The organism is Pseudomonas glycinae (genome assembly GCF_001594225.2).
In the GTDB taxonomy this organism is placed as follows: domain Bacteria; phylum Pseudomonadota; class Gammaproteobacteria; order Pseudomonadales; family Pseudomonadaceae; genus Aquipseudomonas; species Aquipseudomonas glycinae.
Window position 1 is genome coordinate 4,382,880 of the sequence record NZ_CP014205.2, and the last position, 18,852, is coordinate 4,401,731.

22 protein-coding genes are annotated in these 18,852 nt (G+C 62.4%); 9 read left to right on the forward strand and 13 right to left on the reverse strand.

Going from position 1 to position 18,852, the window contains the following annotated elements; translation table 11 throughout:
* The first annotated feature begins 10 nt into the window (after window positions 1–10).
* A complete protein-coding gene (locus tag AWU82_RS19965; protein WP_007956512.1) occupies window positions 11–1,189 on the forward strand; it encodes a vWA domain-containing protein in 1,179 nt (392 codons plus the stop codon).
* 115 nt (window positions 1,190–1,304) lie between these two features.
* Here the strand turns inward: AWU82_RS19965 and AWU82_RS19970 are convergent, their stop codons facing one another.
* The 4 genes from AWU82_RS19970 to AWU82_RS19985 form a co-directional block, all read right to left on the reverse strand.
* Window positions 1,305–2,228 (reverse strand): 5-oxoprolinase subunit C family protein, encoded by a 924-nt coding sequence (locus tag AWU82_RS19970; protein ID WP_064383148.1) that lies wholly within the window; start codon window positions 2,226–2,228, stop codon window positions 1,305–1,307.
* Window positions 2,225–2,929: a 5-oxoprolinase subunit B family protein gene (locus tag AWU82_RS19975; RefSeq protein WP_064383147.1), complete on the reverse strand. Its 705-nt coding sequence runs from the start codon at window positions 2,927–2,929 to the stop codon at window positions 2,225–2,227. The genes AWU82_RS19970 and AWU82_RS19975 overlap by 4 nt, the downstream gene beginning before the upstream one ends.
* Complete coding sequence (locus AWU82_RS19980) at window positions 2,926–3,678, reverse strand: 5-oxoprolinase subunit PxpA (RefSeq protein WP_064383145.1); 753 nt, start codon at window positions 3,676–3,678, stop codon at window positions 2,926–2,928. The genes AWU82_RS19975 and AWU82_RS19980 overlap by 4 nt, the downstream gene beginning before the upstream one ends.
* A gap of 61 nt (window positions 3,679–3,739) precedes the next feature.
* Complete coding sequence (locus AWU82_RS19985; RefSeq protein WP_064383143.1) at window positions 3,740–5,026, reverse strand: MFS transporter; 1,287 nt, start codon at window positions 5,024–5,026, stop codon at window positions 3,740–3,742.
* Between the two features lie 146 nt (window positions 5,027–5,172).
* Between AWU82_RS19985 and AWU82_RS19990 the strand changes: the two genes are divergently transcribed.
* On the forward strand, window positions 5,173–6,084 hold the full coding sequence (locus AWU82_RS19990; protein WP_064383141.1) for a LysR family transcriptional regulator: 912 nt from the start codon (window positions 5,173–5,175) through the stop codon (window positions 6,082–6,084).
* A gap of 133 nt (window positions 6,085–6,217) precedes the next feature.
* Here AWU82_RS19990 and AWU82_RS19995 read toward each other — a convergent pair whose 3' ends face one another.
* From AWU82_RS19995 to AWU82_RS20005, 3 genes are read right to left on the reverse strand one after another with little or no spacing between them, the layout of a single operon-like run.
* Window positions 6,218–6,760 carry a DUF2937 family protein gene (locus AWU82_RS19995; protein ID WP_011332934.1) on the reverse strand — a complete coding sequence of 181 codons (543 nt, stop codon included), beginning with the start codon at window positions 6,758–6,760 and terminating at the stop codon, window positions 6,218–6,220.
* A 13-nt stretch (window positions 6,761–6,773) separates the two neighbouring features.
* Window positions 6,774–7,550 carry a class II glutamine amidotransferase gene (locus AWU82_RS20000; protein ID WP_025110635.1) on the reverse strand — a complete coding sequence of 259 codons (777 nt, stop codon included), beginning with the start codon at window positions 7,548–7,550 and terminating at the stop codon, window positions 6,774–6,776.
* A gap of 16 nt (window positions 7,551–7,566) precedes the next feature.
* The gene (locus tag AWU82_RS20005) at window positions 7,567–8,067 is read right to left on the reverse strand and encodes a hypothetical protein (protein ID WP_064383140.1); all 501 of its coding nucleotides are present in this window, start codon (window positions 8,065–8,067) and stop codon (window positions 7,567–7,569) included.
* A 99-nt stretch (window positions 8,068–8,166) separates the two neighbouring features.
* On the opposite strand from AWU82_RS20005, the gene AWU82_RS20010 reads away from it, so the two are divergent.
* On the forward strand, window positions 8,167–10,221 hold the full coding sequence (locus tag AWU82_RS20010) for a S9 family peptidase (RefSeq protein ID WP_064383138.1): 2,055 nt from the start codon (window positions 8,167–8,169) through the stop codon (window positions 10,219–10,221).
* A 139-nt stretch (window positions 10,222–10,360) separates the two neighbouring features.
* The gene (locus AWU82_RS20015; protein WP_007956482.1) at window positions 10,361–10,834 is read left to right on the forward strand and encodes a cyclic nucleotide-binding domain-containing protein; all 474 of its coding nucleotides are present in this window, start codon (window positions 10,361–10,363) and stop codon (window positions 10,832–10,834) included.
* Here the strand turns inward: AWU82_RS20015 and AWU82_RS20020 are convergent.
* Window positions 10,831–11,115 (reverse strand): hypothetical protein, encoded by a 285-nt coding sequence (locus AWU82_RS20020; protein ID WP_039772629.1) that lies wholly within the window; start codon window positions 11,113–11,115, stop codon window positions 10,831–10,833. The genes AWU82_RS20015 and AWU82_RS20020 overlap by 4 nt on opposite strands.
* A gap of 80 nt (window positions 11,116–11,195) precedes the next feature.
* On the opposite strand from AWU82_RS20020, the gene AWU82_RS20025 reads away from it, so the two are divergent.
* The 4 genes from AWU82_RS20025 to AWU82_RS20040 all read left to right on the forward strand — a co-directional run bounded on the left by AWU82_RS20025 (window position 11,196) and on the right by AWU82_RS20040 (window position 13,428).
* Window positions 11,196–11,882: a spermine/spermidine synthase domain-containing protein gene (locus AWU82_RS20025; RefSeq protein WP_064383137.1), complete on the forward strand. Its 687-nt coding sequence runs from the start codon at window positions 11,196–11,198 to the stop codon at window positions 11,880–11,882.
* A 48-nt stretch (window positions 11,883–11,930) separates the two neighbouring features.
* Complete coding sequence (locus AWU82_RS20030) at window positions 11,931–12,302, forward strand: YajD family HNH nuclease (protein WP_064383134.1); 372 nt, start codon at window positions 11,931–11,933, stop codon at window positions 12,300–12,302.
* 196 nt (window positions 12,303–12,498) lie between these two features.
* Window positions 12,499–12,969, forward strand: coding sequence for an RNA methyltransferase (locus AWU82_RS20035; RefSeq protein ID WP_007958066.1), 471 nt, complete (start codon window positions 12,499–12,501; stop codon window positions 12,967–12,969).
* Window positions 12,970–13,050: 81 nt separating this feature from the next.
* Window positions 13,051–13,428 carry a YgaP family membrane protein gene (locus AWU82_RS20040; protein WP_064383132.1) on the forward strand — a complete coding sequence of 126 codons (378 nt, stop codon included), beginning with the start codon at window positions 13,051–13,053 and terminating at the stop codon, window positions 13,426–13,428.
* 168 nt (window positions 13,429–13,596) lie between these two features.
* Here AWU82_RS20040 and AWU82_RS20045 read toward each other — a convergent pair whose 3' ends face one another.
* Window positions 13,597–14,826 carry a hypothetical protein gene (locus tag AWU82_RS20045; protein ID WP_064383130.1) on the reverse strand — a complete coding sequence of 410 codons (1,230 nt, stop codon included), beginning with the start codon at window positions 14,824–14,826 and terminating at the stop codon, window positions 13,597–13,599.
* A 20-nt stretch (window positions 14,827–14,846) separates the two neighbouring features.
* Window positions 14,847–15,296: a YcgN family cysteine cluster protein gene (locus AWU82_RS20050; protein ID WP_007958058.1), complete on the reverse strand. Its 450-nt coding sequence runs from the start codon at window positions 15,294–15,296 to the stop codon at window positions 14,847–14,849.
* 279 nt (window positions 15,297–15,575) lie between these two features.
* Here AWU82_RS20050 and AWU82_RS20055 point away from each other — a divergent pair, with 279 nt between their 5' ends.
* Entirely contained in the window at window positions 15,576–16,169 is a 594-nt protein-coding gene (locus AWU82_RS20055; protein ID WP_011332926.1) for a nitroreductase family protein, read from the forward strand.
* A gap of 116 nt (window positions 16,170–16,285) precedes the next feature.
* Here the strand turns inward: AWU82_RS20055 and AWU82_RS20060 are convergent, their stop codons facing one another.
* The 3 genes from AWU82_RS20060 to rnd all read right to left on the reverse strand — a co-directional run bounded on the left by AWU82_RS20060 (window position 16,286) and on the right by rnd (window position 18,748).
* A complete protein-coding gene (locus AWU82_RS20060) occupies window positions 16,286–17,218 on the reverse strand; it encodes a D-2-hydroxyacid dehydrogenase (protein ID WP_011332925.1) in 933 nt (310 codons plus the stop codon).
* 106 nt (window positions 17,219–17,324) lie between these two features.
* Window positions 17,325–17,618, reverse strand: a complete 294-nt coding sequence (locus AWU82_RS20065) for a YcgL domain-containing protein (protein ID WP_039772642.1) — start codon at window positions 17,616–17,618, stop codon at window positions 17,325–17,327.
* Window positions 17,615–18,748: a ribonuclease D gene (gene rnd / locus AWU82_RS20070; RefSeq protein WP_007958043.1), complete on the reverse strand. Its 1,134-nt coding sequence runs from the start codon at window positions 18,746–18,748 to the stop codon at window positions 17,615–17,617. Before rnd ends, AWU82_RS20065 begins: the two co-directional genes overlap by 4 nt.
* Window positions 18,749–18,852: the final 104 nt, after the last annotated feature.

Sequence of the window (18,852 nt, forward strand, 5' to 3'; positions counted from 1 at the left end):
GGCTGACGCCATGTTGCTCAACCTGTTCAACGAAATGCGCGCAGCCAAGGTGCCGGTGTCGGTGCGCGAGCTGCTCGACCTGATCAACGCGCTGAAACAGCGCGTGACCTTCGCCGACATGGACGAGTTCTACTACTTGTCCCGGGCGATTCTGGTGAAGGACGAACGGCATTTCGACAAGTTCGACCGTGCGTTCGGCGCCTACTTCAACGGCCTGGAAAAACTCGACGACCACTTGCAGGCGCTGATCCCCGAAGACTGGCTGCGCAAGGAATTCGAGCGCTCGCTGACCGACGAGGAACGCGCGCAGATCCAGTCCCTCGGCGGCCTGGACAAGCTGATCGAGGAGTTCAAGAAACGCCTGGAAGAACAGAAGGAACGCCACGCCGGCGGCAACAAATGGATCGGCACCGGCGGCACCAGCCCGTTCGGCTCCGGCGGTTTCAACCCGGAAGGCATTCGGGTCGGCGATGCCGGCAAACGCCAGGGCAAAGCGGTGAAAGTCTGGGATCAGCGCGAGTACAAGAACCTCGACGACTCCGTGGAACTGGGCACCCGCAACATCAAGGTCGCCCTGCGCCGCCTGCGCAAATTCGCGCGTCAGGGCGCGGCGGAAGAACTGGACATCGACGGCACCATCGACCACACCGCCAAGGACGCCGGCCTGCTGAACATCCAGATGCGCCCGGAACGGCGCAACACGGTGAAGCTGTTGCTGCTGTTCGACATCGGCGGCTCGATGGACGCCCACGTGAAGATCTGCGAGGAGCTGTTCTCGGCCTGCAAGACCGAGTTCAAGCATCTGGAGTACTTCTATTTCCACAACTTCATTTATGAGTCGGTGTGGAAGAACAACATGCGCCGCACCTCCGAGCGCACCTCGACCCAGGACCTGCTGCACAAGTACGGCGCCGACTACAAAGTGATCTTCATCGGTGACGCCGCCATGGCGCCTTATGAAATCACCCAGGCCGGCGGCAGCGTCGAGCACTGGAACGAAGAGCCGGGTTACGTGTGGATGCAGCGCTTCATGGAGAAATACAAGAAGCTCATCTGGATCAATCCGTACCCGAAAGATACGTGGGGCTACACCTCGTCGACGAATATCGTGCGGGATTTGATCGAGGACCAGATGTATCCGTTGACCCTGCGCGGGCTGGAAGAAGGGATGCGGTTTCTGTCCAAGTAATTCGTTGTCTGGACTGACGCCATCGCTGGCAAGCCAGCTCCCACAGGGATCGAGGTGAACACAAATCTTGTGAGCACCGCCGAACACTGTGGGAGCTGGCTTGCCAGCGATGCTTTTAGCGTTGTTTGAACTGGCGCAGATATTCGACGTGTTCCCGGTGTGCGACGTCCTGTACCACCGGGCGCAACCTGACCTTCGCCCCCGGCAGACACTGTGCCAGGCGGGCCAGCGCCAACGGTGTCAATGCGCCCAATCGTGGATAGCCGCCAATGGTCTGCCGATCATTGAGCAATACGATCGGCTGCCCGTCCGGCGGCACCTGCACCGCGCCCAGCGGAATGCCCTCGGAAATCATCGGCTGGCCTTGATACTGCAACGCCGTCCCCAGCAACCGAATGCCCATGCGATCAGCACGACTGTCCAGCGTCCAGGCACTGTTGAATGCATCGAACAGGCTCTGCCCGCTGAACTGACCGATCTGCGCGCCGAGCACCAGATCGAGCGGCGCGTCGAGGCGCAGATCCGGTCGATGCTCCGCCGGCACCTCACGCACCAACAGGGTTTCACCCTGATAACTCAGCGAAGCGCCCTTGGCCAGCGGCAGACCAAAACCATCGAGCCCGCCGAGTTCTTCGCGCACTACCGTGGCACTGCTGCCCAACACTTGCGGCGCACTGAAACCGCCGGGCGCCGCCAGATAGGCCCGCGCGCCCAGCAACGGCTGGGTGAACTTCAAGGTCTGCCCTTTGCGCAGCTTGAAACTGCGCCACGGCGCCAATGCCTCGCCATCGATCTGCGCGCCAAGATCGGCGCCGGCCAATGCCAGCAAGCAATCTTCTTCAGCCACCACCGTAAACCCGCCGAGGGTAATTTCGATTACCGGCAAGTCCAGGCCATTGCCCAGCAGCCAGTTGGCCCAGGCCATCGACCGCCAGTCCGCCGCGCCGCCCTGGGTCACGCCCAGATGGCGCACGCCAAACCGTCCGGCATCCTGCAACAGGCACAACGGCGTACTCGCTTCAATCGTCAGTCGGCTCATGCGAGGGCCTCCAGAGGCGTGTCGTCACCGCCGAGGCGGATGAATTCGGCATGGCTCACCGCTTCGAAACGTACGGTATCGCCGGGCTGCATGAGGCTGTAGCCATCGCGTTCACGGTCGAACAACTTTGCCGGCGTGCGACCGATCAGGTTCCAGCCACCGGGAGACACCACCGGATACGCCGCTGTCTGCCGTTCGGCGATGCCGACGCTGCCGGCGGCGACTTTCTTGCGTGGGGTATTCAGACGCGGTGCCGCGAGGACTTCTTCCACCAGGCCCATGAAGGCAAACCCCGGTGCGAATCCGAGCGCGAACACCTGATATTCACGGGCACTGTGGCGGCGGATCACCTCCTCTACTGCCAAGCCGCTGCGTTGAGACAGCAAACTCAATTCCGGGCCGACGCTCAGGTCGTACCACACCGGCAGCAGGTGACACTGGCCGCCGGTGCGCGCATTCGGCGACAGGTCGATCAGCGCTTCGGCAATCAATTCCCGGGCCTGACTCGGGTTCAATTCGGTCAGGTCGTAATGCACCATCAACGTGGTGTACGACGGCACCAGATCGATCAGATGTTCGCCGAACACCGCGCGCAGCCGCTCGCTGGCGGCGAGCATCCACGGCATGTTGGCTTCGGCGATTTCATCGAACAGGCGCAGCATCAGGCAATCCAGCGCCACCACTTCCACCCGCGGATTCATGGCGCGCTCTGCTCGTTCAAGGCCTGACGAATGCGCTGCACGGCCGCCACTGAGCTGGCGTTGTCGCCGTGCACGCACAAAGTGTTGGCTTGCAGGTGCAGCGCGCTGCCGTCACTGGCGGTGAGGTTGTCGCCACGGGCGATGGTCAGCGCTTGCCCGATGATGGTTTCGCAATCGTGGTGCACCGCGCCCGGCAGTTGTCGCGAGACCAGTCGGCCGGCGCTGTCGTAGGCGCGGTCGGCGAAGGCTTCGAACCACAGCGTCACACCGTATTCGTCACCGAGTTGCTGGGCTGCCGTGTTGTCGCGGGTGGCCATCAGCATCAACGGCAAGCTGCGATCGTAAGCCGCGATGGCCTGAATCACCGCGCGCAACTGCGCCGGGTTCGCCATCATGTCGTTGTACATCGCGCCGTGGGGTTTGACGTAACTGACTTTGCCACCCTGGGCACGGCAAATACCGTCGAGGGCGCCGATCTGGTAATGCAGGATGTCTTGCAGTTCCTGGGCGGTGTACGCCATGGAGCGCCGGCCGAACCCCACCAGATCCTGATAGGCCGGATGCGCGCCGATCTGCACGCCGTGGCTCAGGGCCAGGCTGACGGTCTTGCGCATGATGCCCGGGTCGCCGGCGTGAAAACCGCAGGCAATGTTGGCGCAATCGATGAAAGGCATGACTTCCGCGTCCAGACCCATGGTCCAGCTGCCGAAGCTCTCGCCGATGTCACAGTTCAATAGCAGGCGGCTCACGGTGAACACTCCTGTAGCTGTTATCTTTTTGTGCTGTAGGACAGTTGTCGCAGGTTATCAGTTACTGCGCGTCCAGTTGCTTGCCACGGGTTTCCGGCAGGCTCAACGCCGCGAGGATCACCACGCCGTAGGACACCGCCGCAAAGGCACCGATGCCTACGCTCAGTGGCACTTTCTGGCTCAGCAGGCCGATCAGCAGCGGGAACAATGCCGCCAGCGCCCGGCCGATGTTGTAGCAGAAGCCCTGCCCCGAACCGCGAATCCGGGTTGGAAAGAGCTCGGTGAGAAACGCGCCCATGCCACTGAAAATCCCCGAGGCGAAGAAGCCCAGCGGGAAGCCCAGCCACAACATCACGCCGTTGCTGACCGGCAATTGGGTGTAGAGCAGAACGATGGTGAACGAGCCGACCGCGAACAGGATGAAGTTCTTCTTGCGGCCCAGCAGGTCGGTCAAATAGGCGCTGATCACATAACCGGCGTAGGAACCGATGATCACCATCGCCAGATAACCGCCGGTGCCAAGTACGCTCAAACCGCGTTCGTTCTTCAGAAAAGTCGGCAGCCAGGAGGTAATCGCGTAATAACCGCCGAGGGCGCCGGTGGTCAGCAACGAGGCGCGAATCGTGGTGAAGAGCATGCCGGGGGCGAAGATCTCGTAGAACTTCGACGGGCTTTCCGGGGTTTGTTTGGCTTTGGCTTCACGATAAATCTCCGGGTCCTTCACCAGACGGCGGACGAAAATCACGAACACCGCCGGCACGATGCCGAGGACGAACAGTGCGCGCCAGGCATCTTCCGGTGGCAACACCGAGAACAGCAGCGCATAGAGAATTGCCGTCAGGCCCCAACCCAAGGCCCAGCCGGATTGCACCATGCCCACCGCCTTGCCGCGGTCCTTGGCGCGGATCACTTCGCCGATCAGCACTGCACCCGCCGTCCATTCACCGCCGAAACCGAAGCCCATCAGGGTGCGGGCGATCAGCAGTTGCTCGTAGTTCTGGGCGAAGCCGCAGAGGAAAGTGAAGAAGGCAAACCACAGGACCGTCAGTTGCAGGGTGCGCACGCGGCCGATGCGGTCGGAGAGAATCCCCGCCACCCAACCGCCGATGGCCGAAGCGATCAGGGTGCTGGTGTGGATCAGGCCGGCTTCGCCGGTGGTGATGCCCCACATCGCGATCAGGGTCGGCACCACGAAGCTGAGCATCTGGGTGTCCATGCCGTCCAGACCGTAGCCGATCTTGCAGCTCCAGAAGGTCCGGCGCTCCTGCTGATTGATGTTGCGATACCAGTCGAACGGGCCGGAACGGGCCGCAGTCTTGGGGAGGTCGAGGGTGTCGGGCGCACTCATGGCATGTCTCCGCAGGCTTTTATTGGTCTTGTTCGAAGCTCCGACGACGCCTATCGTGGGAACCGGATGCGTCGATTCTTGGGTGCTTCACCCGGTCGCGTCCAACGAATAAAAACCCGCCCAAGACATAAGAAAAATTTGATGCCATGAACCTGAAGTTTCTCGAAACCTTCGTCTGGGTCGCCCGGCTGAAAAGTTTTCGCCTGACCGCCGACAAGCTGTTCACCACCCAGGCCTCGATCTCCAGCCGGATCGCGGTGCTCGAAGGCGAGCTCGGGGTGAAGCTGTTCCTGCGTGATTCACGCGGCGTCAGCCTGACGCCCGAAGGTTTGAAAGTGCTGGACTATGCCGAGCAGATGCTCGACACGATGCAGGCGCTGAAGCAGTCGATCGAGACCCGATCGAGCAAGGTCGGCCGGGTACGGATCGGGGTGATGGACACGGTGATCCACACCTGGCTCAGCCCGCTGGTGGCGCAGATGACCGATCTGTACCCACGGGTGGAAATCGAGCTGGTGGCGGATACCTCGCTGAACCTCTGCGATCAGCTGCAAAAAGGCTTTCTCGATCTGATCCTGCAAACCGATCTGGTGCGTCAGGAAAGCGTGCGCAGCCTGGAGCTGGCCAGCCACCCCATCGGCTGGATTGTCGCCAGCAACTCGATCTACAACCGCGATTACCAAAGCCTCGCCGACCTGGCCCAGGAACGGATCATCACCTACTCGAAAAACTCCCGGCCGCACCAGGACATCCTGGCGTTGATGCAGGCCCAAGGTGTGTTGGCGCCACGGTTGAACTGTGTGAATTCGGTGTCGGCAATTACCCGGCTGTTACGCGACGGGTTCGGCATTGGCGCGTTGCCGCCGGTGCTGGTGGCCGAGGAGCTGGCGCGGGGCGAACTGACCCTGCTCGACATCGAACAACGCCCGCCGAACCTGCAGGTCGTGGTGTCGTGGCGGGTCGGTGTGGAATGGGTCGAGGAGATTGTGACGCTGTGTCAGCAGGTGCTGGAGGAATATGCGCGCAAGGTGGGCAAGGATTACATCGTTCTAAGTTGATCGTTCCCACGCTCTGCGTGGGAATGCAGCCCGGGACGCTCCGCGTCCCTCGCAAGCCGAACGCGGAGCGTCCGTTGAGGCATTCCCACGCAGACGGTTCGACGCCTCGACGTGGGAACGATCTTCATAAGGCTCAGAGCCCGCGCACATCCCGGTCTTCGATCGGCCGGCTCTGGCGCAGGCGCTTGCCGCCCAGCACCACCCAGTCGATCAGACGGAACAGGCACTCCAGGCCGAACGACAGCAACATCGCGCCGCTCATGCCCCAGATCATCGCCTCAGGCGTCAGCAGGATCTGGTAGCTGTAGCCATTCCAGGTTTCCTTGCGGATGTCCGGATCGGCGGCCAGCACCACCTGCAGGAAGCGGATGTACCACGGGCCCTGCATCGCCTGGAATTGCTTGTCCAGCGCCAGCTGACGGTTGAGCAAAGTGCTCAAGCTGTCGGCATCGCTGCGAAACACCGGATCTTCGCTGGCCCGGTAATGGGCGACCAGCGCCTGGATATCCCCTTTGAAGAACTGCTCGGCGGTGCCCTGGAAGCCGCGCAGACCGGTCTGCGCCTCGATCAGGTGCGCTTCGACCCGCTTGGCGTAATCGTTGATGAAACCCGGCACCTGGACACCGATCAACAGGCCCGCCGCAAACAACACCAGCCGTAGATAACTGAGCAACATGGGGGTGCAATCCTTATTCGGTCGTGCCTTGGCTGACGCATTCGCCGCGTCGCCACAGGCTCCATTGGCCCGGTTCGTAGCGGGTCCAGGTTTCGTTTTCGGTCAAGGGTTCGGTGGCAATCACCGTCACCACGTCGTTGGGCGTGGTTTCGGCCTGGAAATCGACGATCACATCGACATCCTTGAGCCGTGCCGGGCCAAACGGTGCGCGACGGGTGATCTGCGCCAGTTTGGTCGAGCAATAGCAGAACAGCCAGTCGCCGTCGCTCAGCAGGCAGTTGAACACGCCCTTGCTGCGATATTCGGCGCAGGCCGCGACCAGATCCGGCAGCAGCACTTCTATATCGACCGGTTCCGGAAACGCTGCACGTACGCGGTTGAGCAAATCGCAGAACGCCGCTTCGCTGTCGGTATCGCCGACCGGGCGGTAAAAACTCTTGATCGGGGTGAAATCGGCGAGCTGGCCGTTGTGCGCGAAGCACCAGTTGCGCCCCCACAGTTCGCGGACGAACGGGTGGGTGTTGGACAGGCAGACCTTGCCGACGTTGGCCTGACGGATATGACCGATGACCACTTCACTCTTGATCGGATAGCGCTGCACCAGATTGGCGACTTCCGACTCGCTGCTGGCCGCCGGGTCCTGGAACAGGCGCAAGCCGCGCCCTTCGTAGAAGGCAATGCCCCAGCCGTCGCGGTGTGGCCCGGTGCGACCACCGCGCTGCATCAACCCGGTGAAGCTGAACACGATGTCGGTCGGCACGTTGGCACTCATGCCCAGTAATTCACACATGTGCGGACTCTCGTGATTACAGGCGCGGCTCGACCCGCATGCGCTGCGGATTGCTCGGTACCGGCGGGCGACCGTAGCGGTCATCGCCGGCGCCGCCGAACGGTTGATCGGCGTCACGCTCGTCTTCGGCACGGGCGGCTGCGCGAGCCGCTTCGGCCTGTTCCTTGCGAGCGTTCGAAGCGCGCTCGATCGGGAAACGGATCAGCACGAAAATCAGGTACAGGCCGAACGCGATCATGGCGTACATGAGCAGTTCGGAAATGGCGCGCCAGGCGTTGTTACCGACCTTGAACGCCAGATCCAGCGCGGTGATGGCGATGGCCGGGGCGAATTTTTCCTTCACCGGGTCAATGATGGTCGGGCTGAACAGCAACACCGCCATCAGCACACGCAGCGGCTCGCGCAGCCAGCGCCACATCCAGCGGGTCATGCGCATCCACACCAGCAGGCAGCCCACGGCGGCAAAGGCGTAAAGGCCCCAGGCGATCAGATAGTCGTTCTCGGTCATGGTGTCCATGGCAAGGCAGGCAAAGAGGCGCTTATAGTAACGACTTTTCGCACGTCAGGCTTCCCCGCCGTCCGTGCGGCCCTTATTTGTCATGTCCGAGAGCTTTCCATGCCCGTATCCGCCAACGTCAGCAGCGCCCCGATTGCCCACAAGGCCGCCGGTCACGACCCGTACGCCTGGCTGCAGGAACGCGACACCGACGCGGTGCTCGACTACCTCAAGGCTGAAAACGACTACCAGCAGGCGCAGACCGCCGATCAGGCGGAGCTGCGCGAAACCCTGTTCGAAGAGATCAAGGGCCGGATCCTCGAAACCGACCTGTCCCTCCCCTCGCCATGGGGCCCGTACCTGTATTACACCCGCACCACCGCAGGTGACGAATACGCCCGTCACTACCGCTGCCCGCGTCCGGCCGACGACAGCCTGACCCTCGACGAAAGCCGCGAACAGCTGCTGCTCGACCCGAACGCGCTGGCCAACGGCGGCTTTTTCTCCCTCGGCGCCTTCAGCATCAGCCCGGATCACCAGCGTCTGGCCTACAGCGTCGATGCCTCGGGCGACGAGATTTACACGCTGTTCGTGAAGGAATTATCCAGCGAGCGCGTCAGCGAACTGGAATTCCAGGACTGCGATGGCAGCATGACCTGGGCCAATGACAGCCTGACGCTGTTCTTCGGTGTACTCGACGACACCCATCGCCCGCACAAACTGTTCCGCTACCGCCTGGACGGCACCGCCGCCGAAGAGGTATTCCACGAACCGGACGGGCGTTTCTTCCTGCATTGCTACCGCGCCAGCTCCGAGCAGCAATTGCTGTTGTCGCTGGGCAGCAAGACCACCAGCGAAGTCTGGGCACTGGACGCCAATCAGCCGCAGCAGCCGTTCACTTGCCTGGCGCCACGGGTCGAGGATCACGAATACGACGTCGATCACGGCAAGCTCGATGGCGAGTGGACCTGGTTCATCCGCACCAACCGCGATGGCATCAACTTCGCCCTGTATCAAGCGCCGGACACCGGCATCACGCCGAGCGAAGCCGACTGGCAGAACCTGATTCCCCACAGCGACTCTGTGATGCTCGATGGCGTGACCCTCAACGCCGAAGCCCTGACCCTGAGCCTGCGTGAAGGTGGTCTGCCGATCATCGAAGTTCGCCCACACGGTCTGGCGCCTTATCGCGTGCAATTACCGGACGCGGCCTACAGCCTCTATGTGCAAAACAGCCTGGAATTCGAAAGCGACCGCATTCGCCTGCGCTATGAAGCGCTGAATCGTCCGGCTCAGGTTCGGCAACTGATCCTCGCCACCGGTGAACAGACCGTCCTCAAGGAAACCCCGGTGCTCGGCCCGTTCGACGCCGACGCCTACGTCAGCCAGCGCCTGTGGGCGACTGCGCCGGATGGCACCCAGGTGCCGATCAGTCTGGTGATGAAACGGGAAATGGTCGGCAAAGCAGTGCCGCTGTACCTCTACGGTTACGGCGCCTACGGTTCAAGCCTCGATCCGTGGTTCTCCCACGCCCGCCTGAGCCTGCTGGATCGCGGCATGGCATTCGCCATCGCCCACGTTCGCGGCGGTGGTGAACTGGGCGAAGCCTGGTACCGCGCCGGCAAGCAGGAGCACAAGCACAACACCTTCAGCGACTTCATTGCCTGTGCCGAATTCCTGATCCTCAACGGCATCACCACCGCGCCACAGCTGGCGATCAGCGGCGGCAGCGCCGGTGGCTTGCTGATCGGCGCGGTGCTCAACCAGCGTCCGGATCTGTTCGGCGCGGCGATTGCCGAAGTGCCGTTCGTCGACGTGCTCAATACCATGCTCGACCCGGATCTGCCGCTGACCGTCACCGAATACGACGAGTGGGGCAACCCGGAAGAACCGGAGGTCTACGAGCGGATCAAGGCCTACGCGCCGTACGAAAACGTCACCGCGCAGGCGTATCCCGCAACACTGGTGATCGCCGGCTACAACGACAGCCGCGTGCAGTATTGGGAAGCGGCCAAGTGGGTGGCGAAATTGCGCGCGACCAAGACCGATGACAATCCATTGCTGCTCAAGACCGAACTGGGCGCCGGCCACGGCGGCATGAGTGGGCGTTATCAGGGATTACGTGACGTAGCGCTCGAATATGCATTTGTTTTCAAGGTTCTGGGCATCGCCTGAGGAACTCCGCCGGTCACTTGGGTCTTAATTCCAGACATTAAGAGCCGATACACATAGAACCCTGTGGGAGCGGACAAGCCCGCTCCCACAAGGAATGTGTAACGCGCGGAAACCGTGAAAACAAAAAGACTGTGACGACATGTCAGAACCAACCCTACTGAACAACGAAATCCGCGACTGGCTGATGGACTGCGGCCTGTTCGATCAATTGCAACTGGCGGATTTTGCCGCTGCCTCGGGCTACTTCAGCATCAGCACCGTGGCAGAAGGCGAAGCGATCTTTCGCGAAGGCGATGCCGGCAGTTTCATGTGCATCATCCACACCGGCCAGGTGGCCGTGCAGAAAACCGGTGGCGACGGTCAGGTCGTGACCATGGCCACCCTGCGCAGCGGCCGGGCGTTCGGCGAAATGGCCGTACTCGACGGCGAGCGCCGCTCGGCGACCTGCGTGGCGGCGAGCAACTGTCAGTTGCTCAACCTCGGCAAGGACTCACTGGAAAAAATGCTCAATGACGCGCCGAAGATCGCCGCCAAGATCATCCGCGCCCTCGCCGTCTCCCTGTCCAAACGCCTGCGCATGGCCGACGGCCAGCTCGCCGCCCAGCAGATCTAGCCTCCCGGGGATTTCGGTTTGCTGTCGTTCTGTTCCAGGCCCGGCAAGGGCTGATCCTTGGTCGGCGGGCTGGGCATTTCGATCGGCACCAGCGGCGGGCCGCCACTGCCGGGGCCGGCCTTGGGAATCGGCACAGGACTGATCTGCGGATACGGGGTTGGCGTCGCCGTGCCGGGAGAGCCCGGTTGCGGTGTCGGGCTGACGGGAATCGTCTGTTGCGCCTGTACGGCAGTTATCGAGAGCGCGGCCAGGGTAATGACCGTTAGAATGGTGCGCTTCATCAAGGGCTCCGTTGGCCTGAAGTCTGCCTTCAGGCTACTCCCAACGCGCCGGCTTGCCTTCCCCCCCTGTAGAGATTTCCATGAAACGTTTCGTTCTGCTCGACACCACGCCGATCCCTGACAACGGCGGCGCCCTGTGCCTGTTCGAGTATGGCGAGGACTTCGTCATCAAGATCCAGGGCGGCGACGGCGGCCAATTGATGAACACCCGCATGCACGGTTCCGAAGATGCGCTGGCCGAGATCCCGTGCCGCAAGGTCGCCGGCCGGCCGAACTCGCGGGTGTTGATCGGCGGTCTGGGCATGGGCTTCACCCTCGCCTCGGCGCTCAAGCATCTGGGCAAGAGCGCCGAAGTGGTGGTAGCCGAACTGGTGCCCGGCGTGGTCGAGTGGAACAGTGGTCCGCTCGGTGAAAAGTCCGGACGTCCGTTGCTCGATCCGCGCACGGTGATCCGTCAGGAAGACGTGGCCAAGGTGCTGCAAAGCGAGCCGAACGGCTTCGACGCGATCATGCTCGACGTCGACAACGGCCCCGAAGGCCTGACCCAGAAGGCCAACAGCTGGCTGTATTCCGCCGCAGGGCTGGCCGCGTGCGCCAAAGCGATGCGGCCCAAAGGCGTGCTCGCGGTATGGTCGGCCAGCGCCGACCGGCAGTTTTCCGACAAATTGAAGAAAGCCGGTTTCAAGGCCGAGGAAGTGCAGGTCTTCGCCCACGGCAACAAGGGCACGCGCCACACGATCTGGATTGCCGAGAAGCTCAAGGGCTGAGCTAAACTTGCCCCCTAACCGTCATTAGTCTTCTGCAAAGGTGAACCCATGAGTTCGTCCACCCCGACCAGCACTTCGAAGCTGGATCGCATCCTCGCCGACAACCAGCGCGACAAGGAAATGGGCTACCGCGACAAGGCCCTGAAGATGTACCCGCACGTGTGCGGCCGCTGCGCCCGTGAGTTTTCCGGCAAGCGCCTGAGCGAGCTGACTGTGCACCACCGTGACCACAACCATGACAACAACCCGCAGGACGGTTCCAACTGGGAACTGCTGTGCCTGTACTGCCACGACAACGAACACTCGCGCTACACCGACCAGCAGTACTTCGGCGAAGGCTCGCTGAGCACGCCGAAAATCGCCAAGGCTACGCATAACCCTTTTGCTGCCTTGGCCGGGTTGATGAAGAAAGAAGACTGAGCCACCACTCCGATCGTTCCCACGCTCCGCGTGGGAATGCAGTCCGGGACGCTCCGCGTCCCAAAGCGGACGCAGAGCGTCCATTGAGGCATTCCCACGCAGAGCGTGGGAACGATCAGCACCGCAGATCCTGAATCTGCCCGCCCTCCCCCAATCCCCGTATAATCGCCCTCTTTTTCCCGAAGGCACCCCGCTCGTGGCAGACAAACGGTACAGCTGCATTGGTTTGTATAACCCCAAATCACCGGAAAACGTCGGTTCGGTGATGCGCGCCGCAGGCTGCTACGGCGTGTCGACCGTGTTCTATACCGGCAAGCGCTATGAACGCGCCGCCGACTTCGTCACCGACACCAAGCGCGTGCACTACGACATCCCGCTGATCGGCATCGACGACCTGAAAAAGATCCTGCCGCTCAATTGCGTCCCGGTCGCCGTGGAACTGGTCGATGGCGCCCGCCCGCTGCCGGAATACACCCACCCGGATCGCGCCCTGTACATCTTCGGCCCCGAAGACGGCTCGCTGGATCAGGAGATCCGCGACTGGTGCGAAGATGTCGTGTACATCCCGACCACCGGCTGCATGAACCTCGCCGCCACGGTCAACGTTGTGCTCTACGACCGCATGGCCAAAGGCCTGAATACCCGCTCCGGGCCGAAATTCCGCTGAAACGCCGCACATCCGATGGAACGAGCTGACCGCCTGCGCAGTCAGCTTGTTTATCCATTACTCATTGCCTGGAGAAAGATCATGACCGAGCTCAAACGCGTCGAACGTATCGAATCCACCCCGTTTCAGAGCCGTCCTGAGCAGAACGTCGAAGGCTGGGAGCGCATCGGCTCGCTGGCCGGCGGCGTGATCATGGTCGGCAAGGGCCTGCGCCGTGGCGGGGTATTCGGGCTGATTCAGGTGGCGATTGGCGGCGTGGCCATGGCCCGCGGCATTACCGGTCACAGTTCGGTGAAAAGCCTGCTGGAGAAAAGCCGTCAGGACATGAACAACGTGCGGGCGAAGATCGAGCGGGCCGGTGAAGAACTGAGCAAGCTCAAGGCCAATGCCGAGGCGGCGACCAAGACCGCCACCGTGACCGGCAATGACTCGGTGAAATCGCCGAAAGCCGGGGTTTGATCCTGGATTTGCCTTGAGGCTGATGGCCTCATCGCTGGCAAGCCAGCTCCCACAATGTTTTGAGTTGGGCACAAATCAGTGCCCAACCCACAAACCGATTTGGGCGGGACAAAAAATCAGCGTTCACCGCACGAACCTGTGGGAGCTGGCTTGCCAGCGATGACGGTTTTACTGCAGTAACGCGGTATCAAGGACTTTGGACGACTCGCCGAGAATGCTTTCGGCAAGTTGCACGAACGCTTTGGTATCCACCGTCCCCAGATGCATCGCGCCGCGCAGCACGTCATCCAGCGAGCGCTTGTTGCGGGTCTTCAGGCGAATCTCGCCGTCCAGCTCCTGCAACAACAGCACCGCTTTCGACAGCTGCGCGGGGCTAATCTGCTCGCCGCGCAGGGTCGTGACTTTCTGGCTGTCCTTGGCCAGTTTCGCCTGCAACGCCTGATAACGCTCGTCGCTCATGCCCCCGGCACGGCGCACCAGTTCGATGGCGTAATACTCGGCAAAACCCTCGCTGATCCAGTCGCTGCGCTGCTCGTCGTTGATCCGTCCGAACACCTGCACCAGCTCGCGCATCAGGGCGCTGCTGCCGTTTTCGCTGACCAGCGGCAACCGCGTGTTGAGGTAGATCGACTCTCGCGCCGCGAGGCTGCCACGCCACATCGGGTCGTTGGCGCCGACAATCAGCAGTTTGCTCGGATGGCGCGGAAACACCGCCTGCACCTGCGGCCAGACAAACGTCAGCAGCGTCAGCACATCCATCCGGCGCATGCCCTGCCCTTGCGGCGAGGCCACCGTGACTTCGGTTTCCCCCAACCGGGTGCGGCGGCTACCGAGGTGGCCGGCGAGCATCCAGCCGGTCGGGCGGTCGAACAGGCGTGACGGATTGTCGATACGGAATTTGTTCTTGCCGATGCGCGGCCAGGCGGTTTCGACGCTTTTCCAGCCGTCGGGCAATTCGAAGTGCAGGCGCGCGACCAGCTCGATGCCATCCTGCTGATCAAGCTTGGCCGGCGGCACCAGTTCATCGCCGCGCATCAGCGCCCAGGTCGGGGTCATGCGCGTGTCGAAGCTGCCGTTCTTGCGGCCGTGGCTGATGCGCACGCGGTAGGTCAGGCTGGCCTTGTCCGCCGTCGGGCGCCAGACCCCGCGCGCCGCTTTGCCCGGCGTCAGTTGCCACTGGCCGTCGGCCTTGAAGTCGCTGTAGTGGCTGCCATCGCCAAGATCAAAATCCAGGCTGCGCACCGCTTCGCCCTTGGCCAGGGTCAGGCGCACTTCGGCCTGATCGCTCTGCGGCAGCAGGCGTACCTGATAATCCAGATCAACTTTCTTCGCCGCCCACACCGGCGCACTCAGCGCCAGCAGCGTGACGCTCACTGCTCGGCGCAATCCCGTCGCCATACCTGCTCCTGGGTCAATCGTTAACCTGCGCGGAAAATCAGATGATCTTCCCAGTCGTCTTCCGGCACGCTGCCTTCGGCGAGCATGCGCCCCGACTGAGAAATCCGTTCGTGGTGTACAGCGTCGCGATCACCGCAGACCAGGTGATGCCACAACGGCAGGTCCTTGCCTTCGCTGACCAGCCGATAACCGCAGGTCGGCGGCAGCCATTTGAATTCTTCCGCCTGGCCCGGGGTGAGCTGGATGCAGTCCGGGACAAACTTCATGCGGTTCGGATAATCGCTGCACTGACAGGTTTTCAGGTCCAGCAGTTTGCAGGCGATGCGCGTGTAATAGACGCTGTTGTCTTCCTCATCCTCGAGCTTTTGCAGGCAGCACAGGCCGCAACCGTCGCACAGCGATTCCCATTCCTCGTGGTCGAGTTGATCGAGGGTTTTGCGTATCCAGAACGGTTCGACTTTGGCGGCCATGGCTCAAGCATCAACATCAGGTGGTGAAAAGGCCGCCAGTCTAGTGCCCAAGGCCCCGTGATCCAAGCGCTGGCGACTGCCGGTTGTGCGGGGCTTGTCAGTTTTTGCACGGCCAAGTAGCTTTGCCGGTCACACCAGGCCTTTGCCGGATGCCATAAACGCTCGACCGCGTTGCATCCGGTGATCTGCAGGCTTGCGCCACAACCCCATCGTTCAGCCCAACTGATCCCGCCGGGTTTCGCTTCCAACCTGTCCTCAAACGTAGCAAGGAATCTTTCGATGAGTGCCAACCCTCGCGTTGCCGAATACGCCATTCACCCGCAGTTCACTGATCGCTGGTCGCCCCGCGCCTTCACCGGCGAAGCGATCCCGGAAGAAACCCTGCTGAGCTTCTTCGAAGCCGCACGCTGGGCGCCGTCGGCGTACAACTCGCAGCCGTGGCGTTTTCTCTACGCCCGTCGCGACACGCCGAACTGGGAGCGTTACCTGGGCCTGCTCAATGAATTCAACCGCAGCTGGGCGCAGCACGCGTCGGCGCTGGTGATCGTGATTTCGAAAACCACCTTCACCGCACCGGGCGCGACCGAGGAAACACCGGCGCTGTGGCACACCTTCGACACAGGTTCCGCCTGGGGCCATCTGGCGCTGCAAGCGAGCCTGAGCGGCTGGCACACCCACGGCATGGCCGGCTTCGATCAGGAGCTGACCCGCAAGGAGCTGAACATTCCAGAAGGTTATGCGCTGCATGCCGCCGTAGCGGTGGGCAAGCTGGGTGACAAGGCAACCCTGGCGGATTACCTGCAAGCACGGGAAACGCCGAGCCCGCGTCGTCCGCTGAGCGAACTGGCGGCTGAAGGCGATTTCACCCTCTAAGCCCCGTTTGATCGTTCCCACGCTCTGCGTGGGAATGCCTCAAGGGACGCTCCGCGTCCAGTGACGCGGAGCGTCACGGGCTGCATTCCCACGCGGAGCGTGGGAACGATCTCTAGTCAGTAACCGCGTGCGAAATCCACTTCCCCACGCAACGCTTCGCCCGCCTGATACGCCCGCACGTTATCCAGAAACAACTGCACCATCATCGGCGGCGAGGTCGGCGCCGAGCTGTGCCCCGTCAGCAACAAGCCCCATGCAGTCCAGAACGGATGCCGTTGCGGCAACGGTTCCTGACGGCAGACATCGATCACCGCGCCCGCCAGATGACCTTCCTTCAACGCTTCGACCAGATCCGCATCGACCACCGCGACACCGCGTCCGGCGTTGATGAACAAACCGGTCGGCTTGAATTGCTTGAACAGCGCCGCATCGTAAATGTCGTGGGTGTGCTCGGTGTTGGGCAGCAGGTTGACCACGTAATCCGCCTCGCCGACCAGACGCGGCAAGTCCGCCATCGAACCGACTTCGACAAACGGCGCCTGCTCGCGGGCGCTGCTGGCGATGCCGTACAACTCGACGCCGAACGGCAGCAGGAACTGCGCCACGCTCTGGCCGATGTCACCGGTGCCGACGATCAGCACCTTGCGCCCGACCAGACTCTGGCCGGTGCGGTTGTCCCACTTGCGCTCGACCTGGCTGACCAGTCGCGCCAGCACTTCGCGCTCGTGGCCGAGCATGTAGGTCAGCACGTATTCAGCCATCACCTGGCCGAAAATGCCGACGGCCCGGGTCAGGCGGTAATCCCGGCGCAGGCCGTCGGCCAGCAGCGGCGTGATCCCGGCCCAAGTCGATTGCAGCCATTGGGGCTGATGGCCCTGACGCAACAGGGTCGCCAGCAGATCCGGCTGGCCCAGCCACACCGGGCAATCGACGGCCTGGCGGGCCAGTTCGGCGGAGTCGCCGCTGGTCAGTACTTCAAGCTCCGGGGCCGCCTGACGCAGCAGTCGGGCGTATATCGCGTGGTCGTGTTCAGCAATCAGAACGCGCATCTTCAAACCTTTCGCAAACCGTGCAGGCGGCCGTCCACTTCGTGGCAGCCGTCGCCGTAAAAACCGTTCCAGGGGTTACCAGAGGCCCAGGACAGGGCCTCGCGGATCAGACCGGATCGTTGCGTCGCAGCAACTCTTCGGGCAAGTGCTCGATGTACTCTTCCTCGGCCGGTGGCATTTGCAGGTGATAGCCCTGCTTTTCGAGGTTTTCCAGGACCACGGCGATGTCTTCGCTGGCCAGCTTGCGCTCGGGGGTCAGTACCAGATCGAAGGAATGCCTGGCCTTGCCGAACGCCGCCATCAGGCCTTCCGGCACGCGCTCCAGCGCATCGCTCTTGAGCACGTACAGGTACATGCCGCTTTTCTTCGAACTTTGATAAATGGAACAAATACGTTTCAAGGCTGTTCTCCGGCGGTGGCCAGGCTGTCGAGCAGCTTCTGGCCCATCAATTCGCGGCGCCAGCCACGCAGCGAATCAGGCAATTGGTAAGGACCCTCGGGGAAGCCGCTTTTGACCAGCGCTTCGAGGGTTTTCTTGCGCAGCATCAGTTCCGGCGCGATGCCCAGACGCTCAGCTTCGGCCTGACCGAGCGCCCGCAGCTGTTTGATCAGCGCGGCGGCTTCGATCGGCAACGGCTCCGGCACGGCTGGCGGCCATTGATCAGGCCCCACACTGCCAGAGCGCTTGATCAGATCAAGCAGAAACTCGCCGTCCTGACGCACGGTACGCGGGTGCATGTCTTCGATCTTGCCCAGCGCGCTGAGGTTGTCCGGTTGGGTCCGGGCCAGCGGCCACAGCGAGTGTTCACGCACGATGCGATTGCGCGGCAGGTCGCGGGCGCGGGCCTCGCGCTCGCGCCAGGCGCACAATTCGCGCAGCACAGCCAGTTGGGCGCGGGACAGCTTCCACGCCAGTTTGGCCTCGCGATACACCTCGTACGGATCGGTCTCGCGGCGCAGGTTGGCGACCAGTTCGGCGCCGTCCTCCAGCACCCAGGCGAATTTGTCGTCGGACAGTTTCGGACGCAGTTGTACGAAAACCTCCGCCAGATGCACGGCGTCTTCGGCGGCATAGCTGATTTGCGTGTCGGACAACGGACGCTGCAACCAGTCGGACCGGGTTTCGCCCTTCGGCAGTTCGATGCCCAGCACTTCCTGCACCAGACGCGAATAGCCCATCGAGAACCCGAGGTTCAGGTAGGCAGCGGCCAGTTGGGTGTCGAACAGCGGCGCCGGCAGGCTGCCGGTCAGGCGCAGCAGAACTTCGAGGTCTTCGCTGCAGGCGTGCAGGACTTTGAGCACCGCCGGGTTTTCCAGCAGCGCGGCCAAGGGTTGCCAGGCGTTGATGGTCAGCGGGTCGATCAGGTAGGCGCGTTTGCCGTCGCCAACCTGCAACAGGCCGGCAATCGGATAGAAGGTGTCGACCCGCATGAATTCGGTGTCGAGGGCAACGAACGGCAGCTGCTGCCACTCGGCGCAAAACTGCGCGAGGCTATCGTTGTCGCGAATCCAGTGAATATCGATGGCCACACGGCTCTCCCTTCAAGAATGGCGCGCAGTATATATCGCCACCGGCGCTTTCCGCGCCTCTACAGGGCAAGAGCTTGATGAATTCTCCTGCCTGTGGGAAAGAA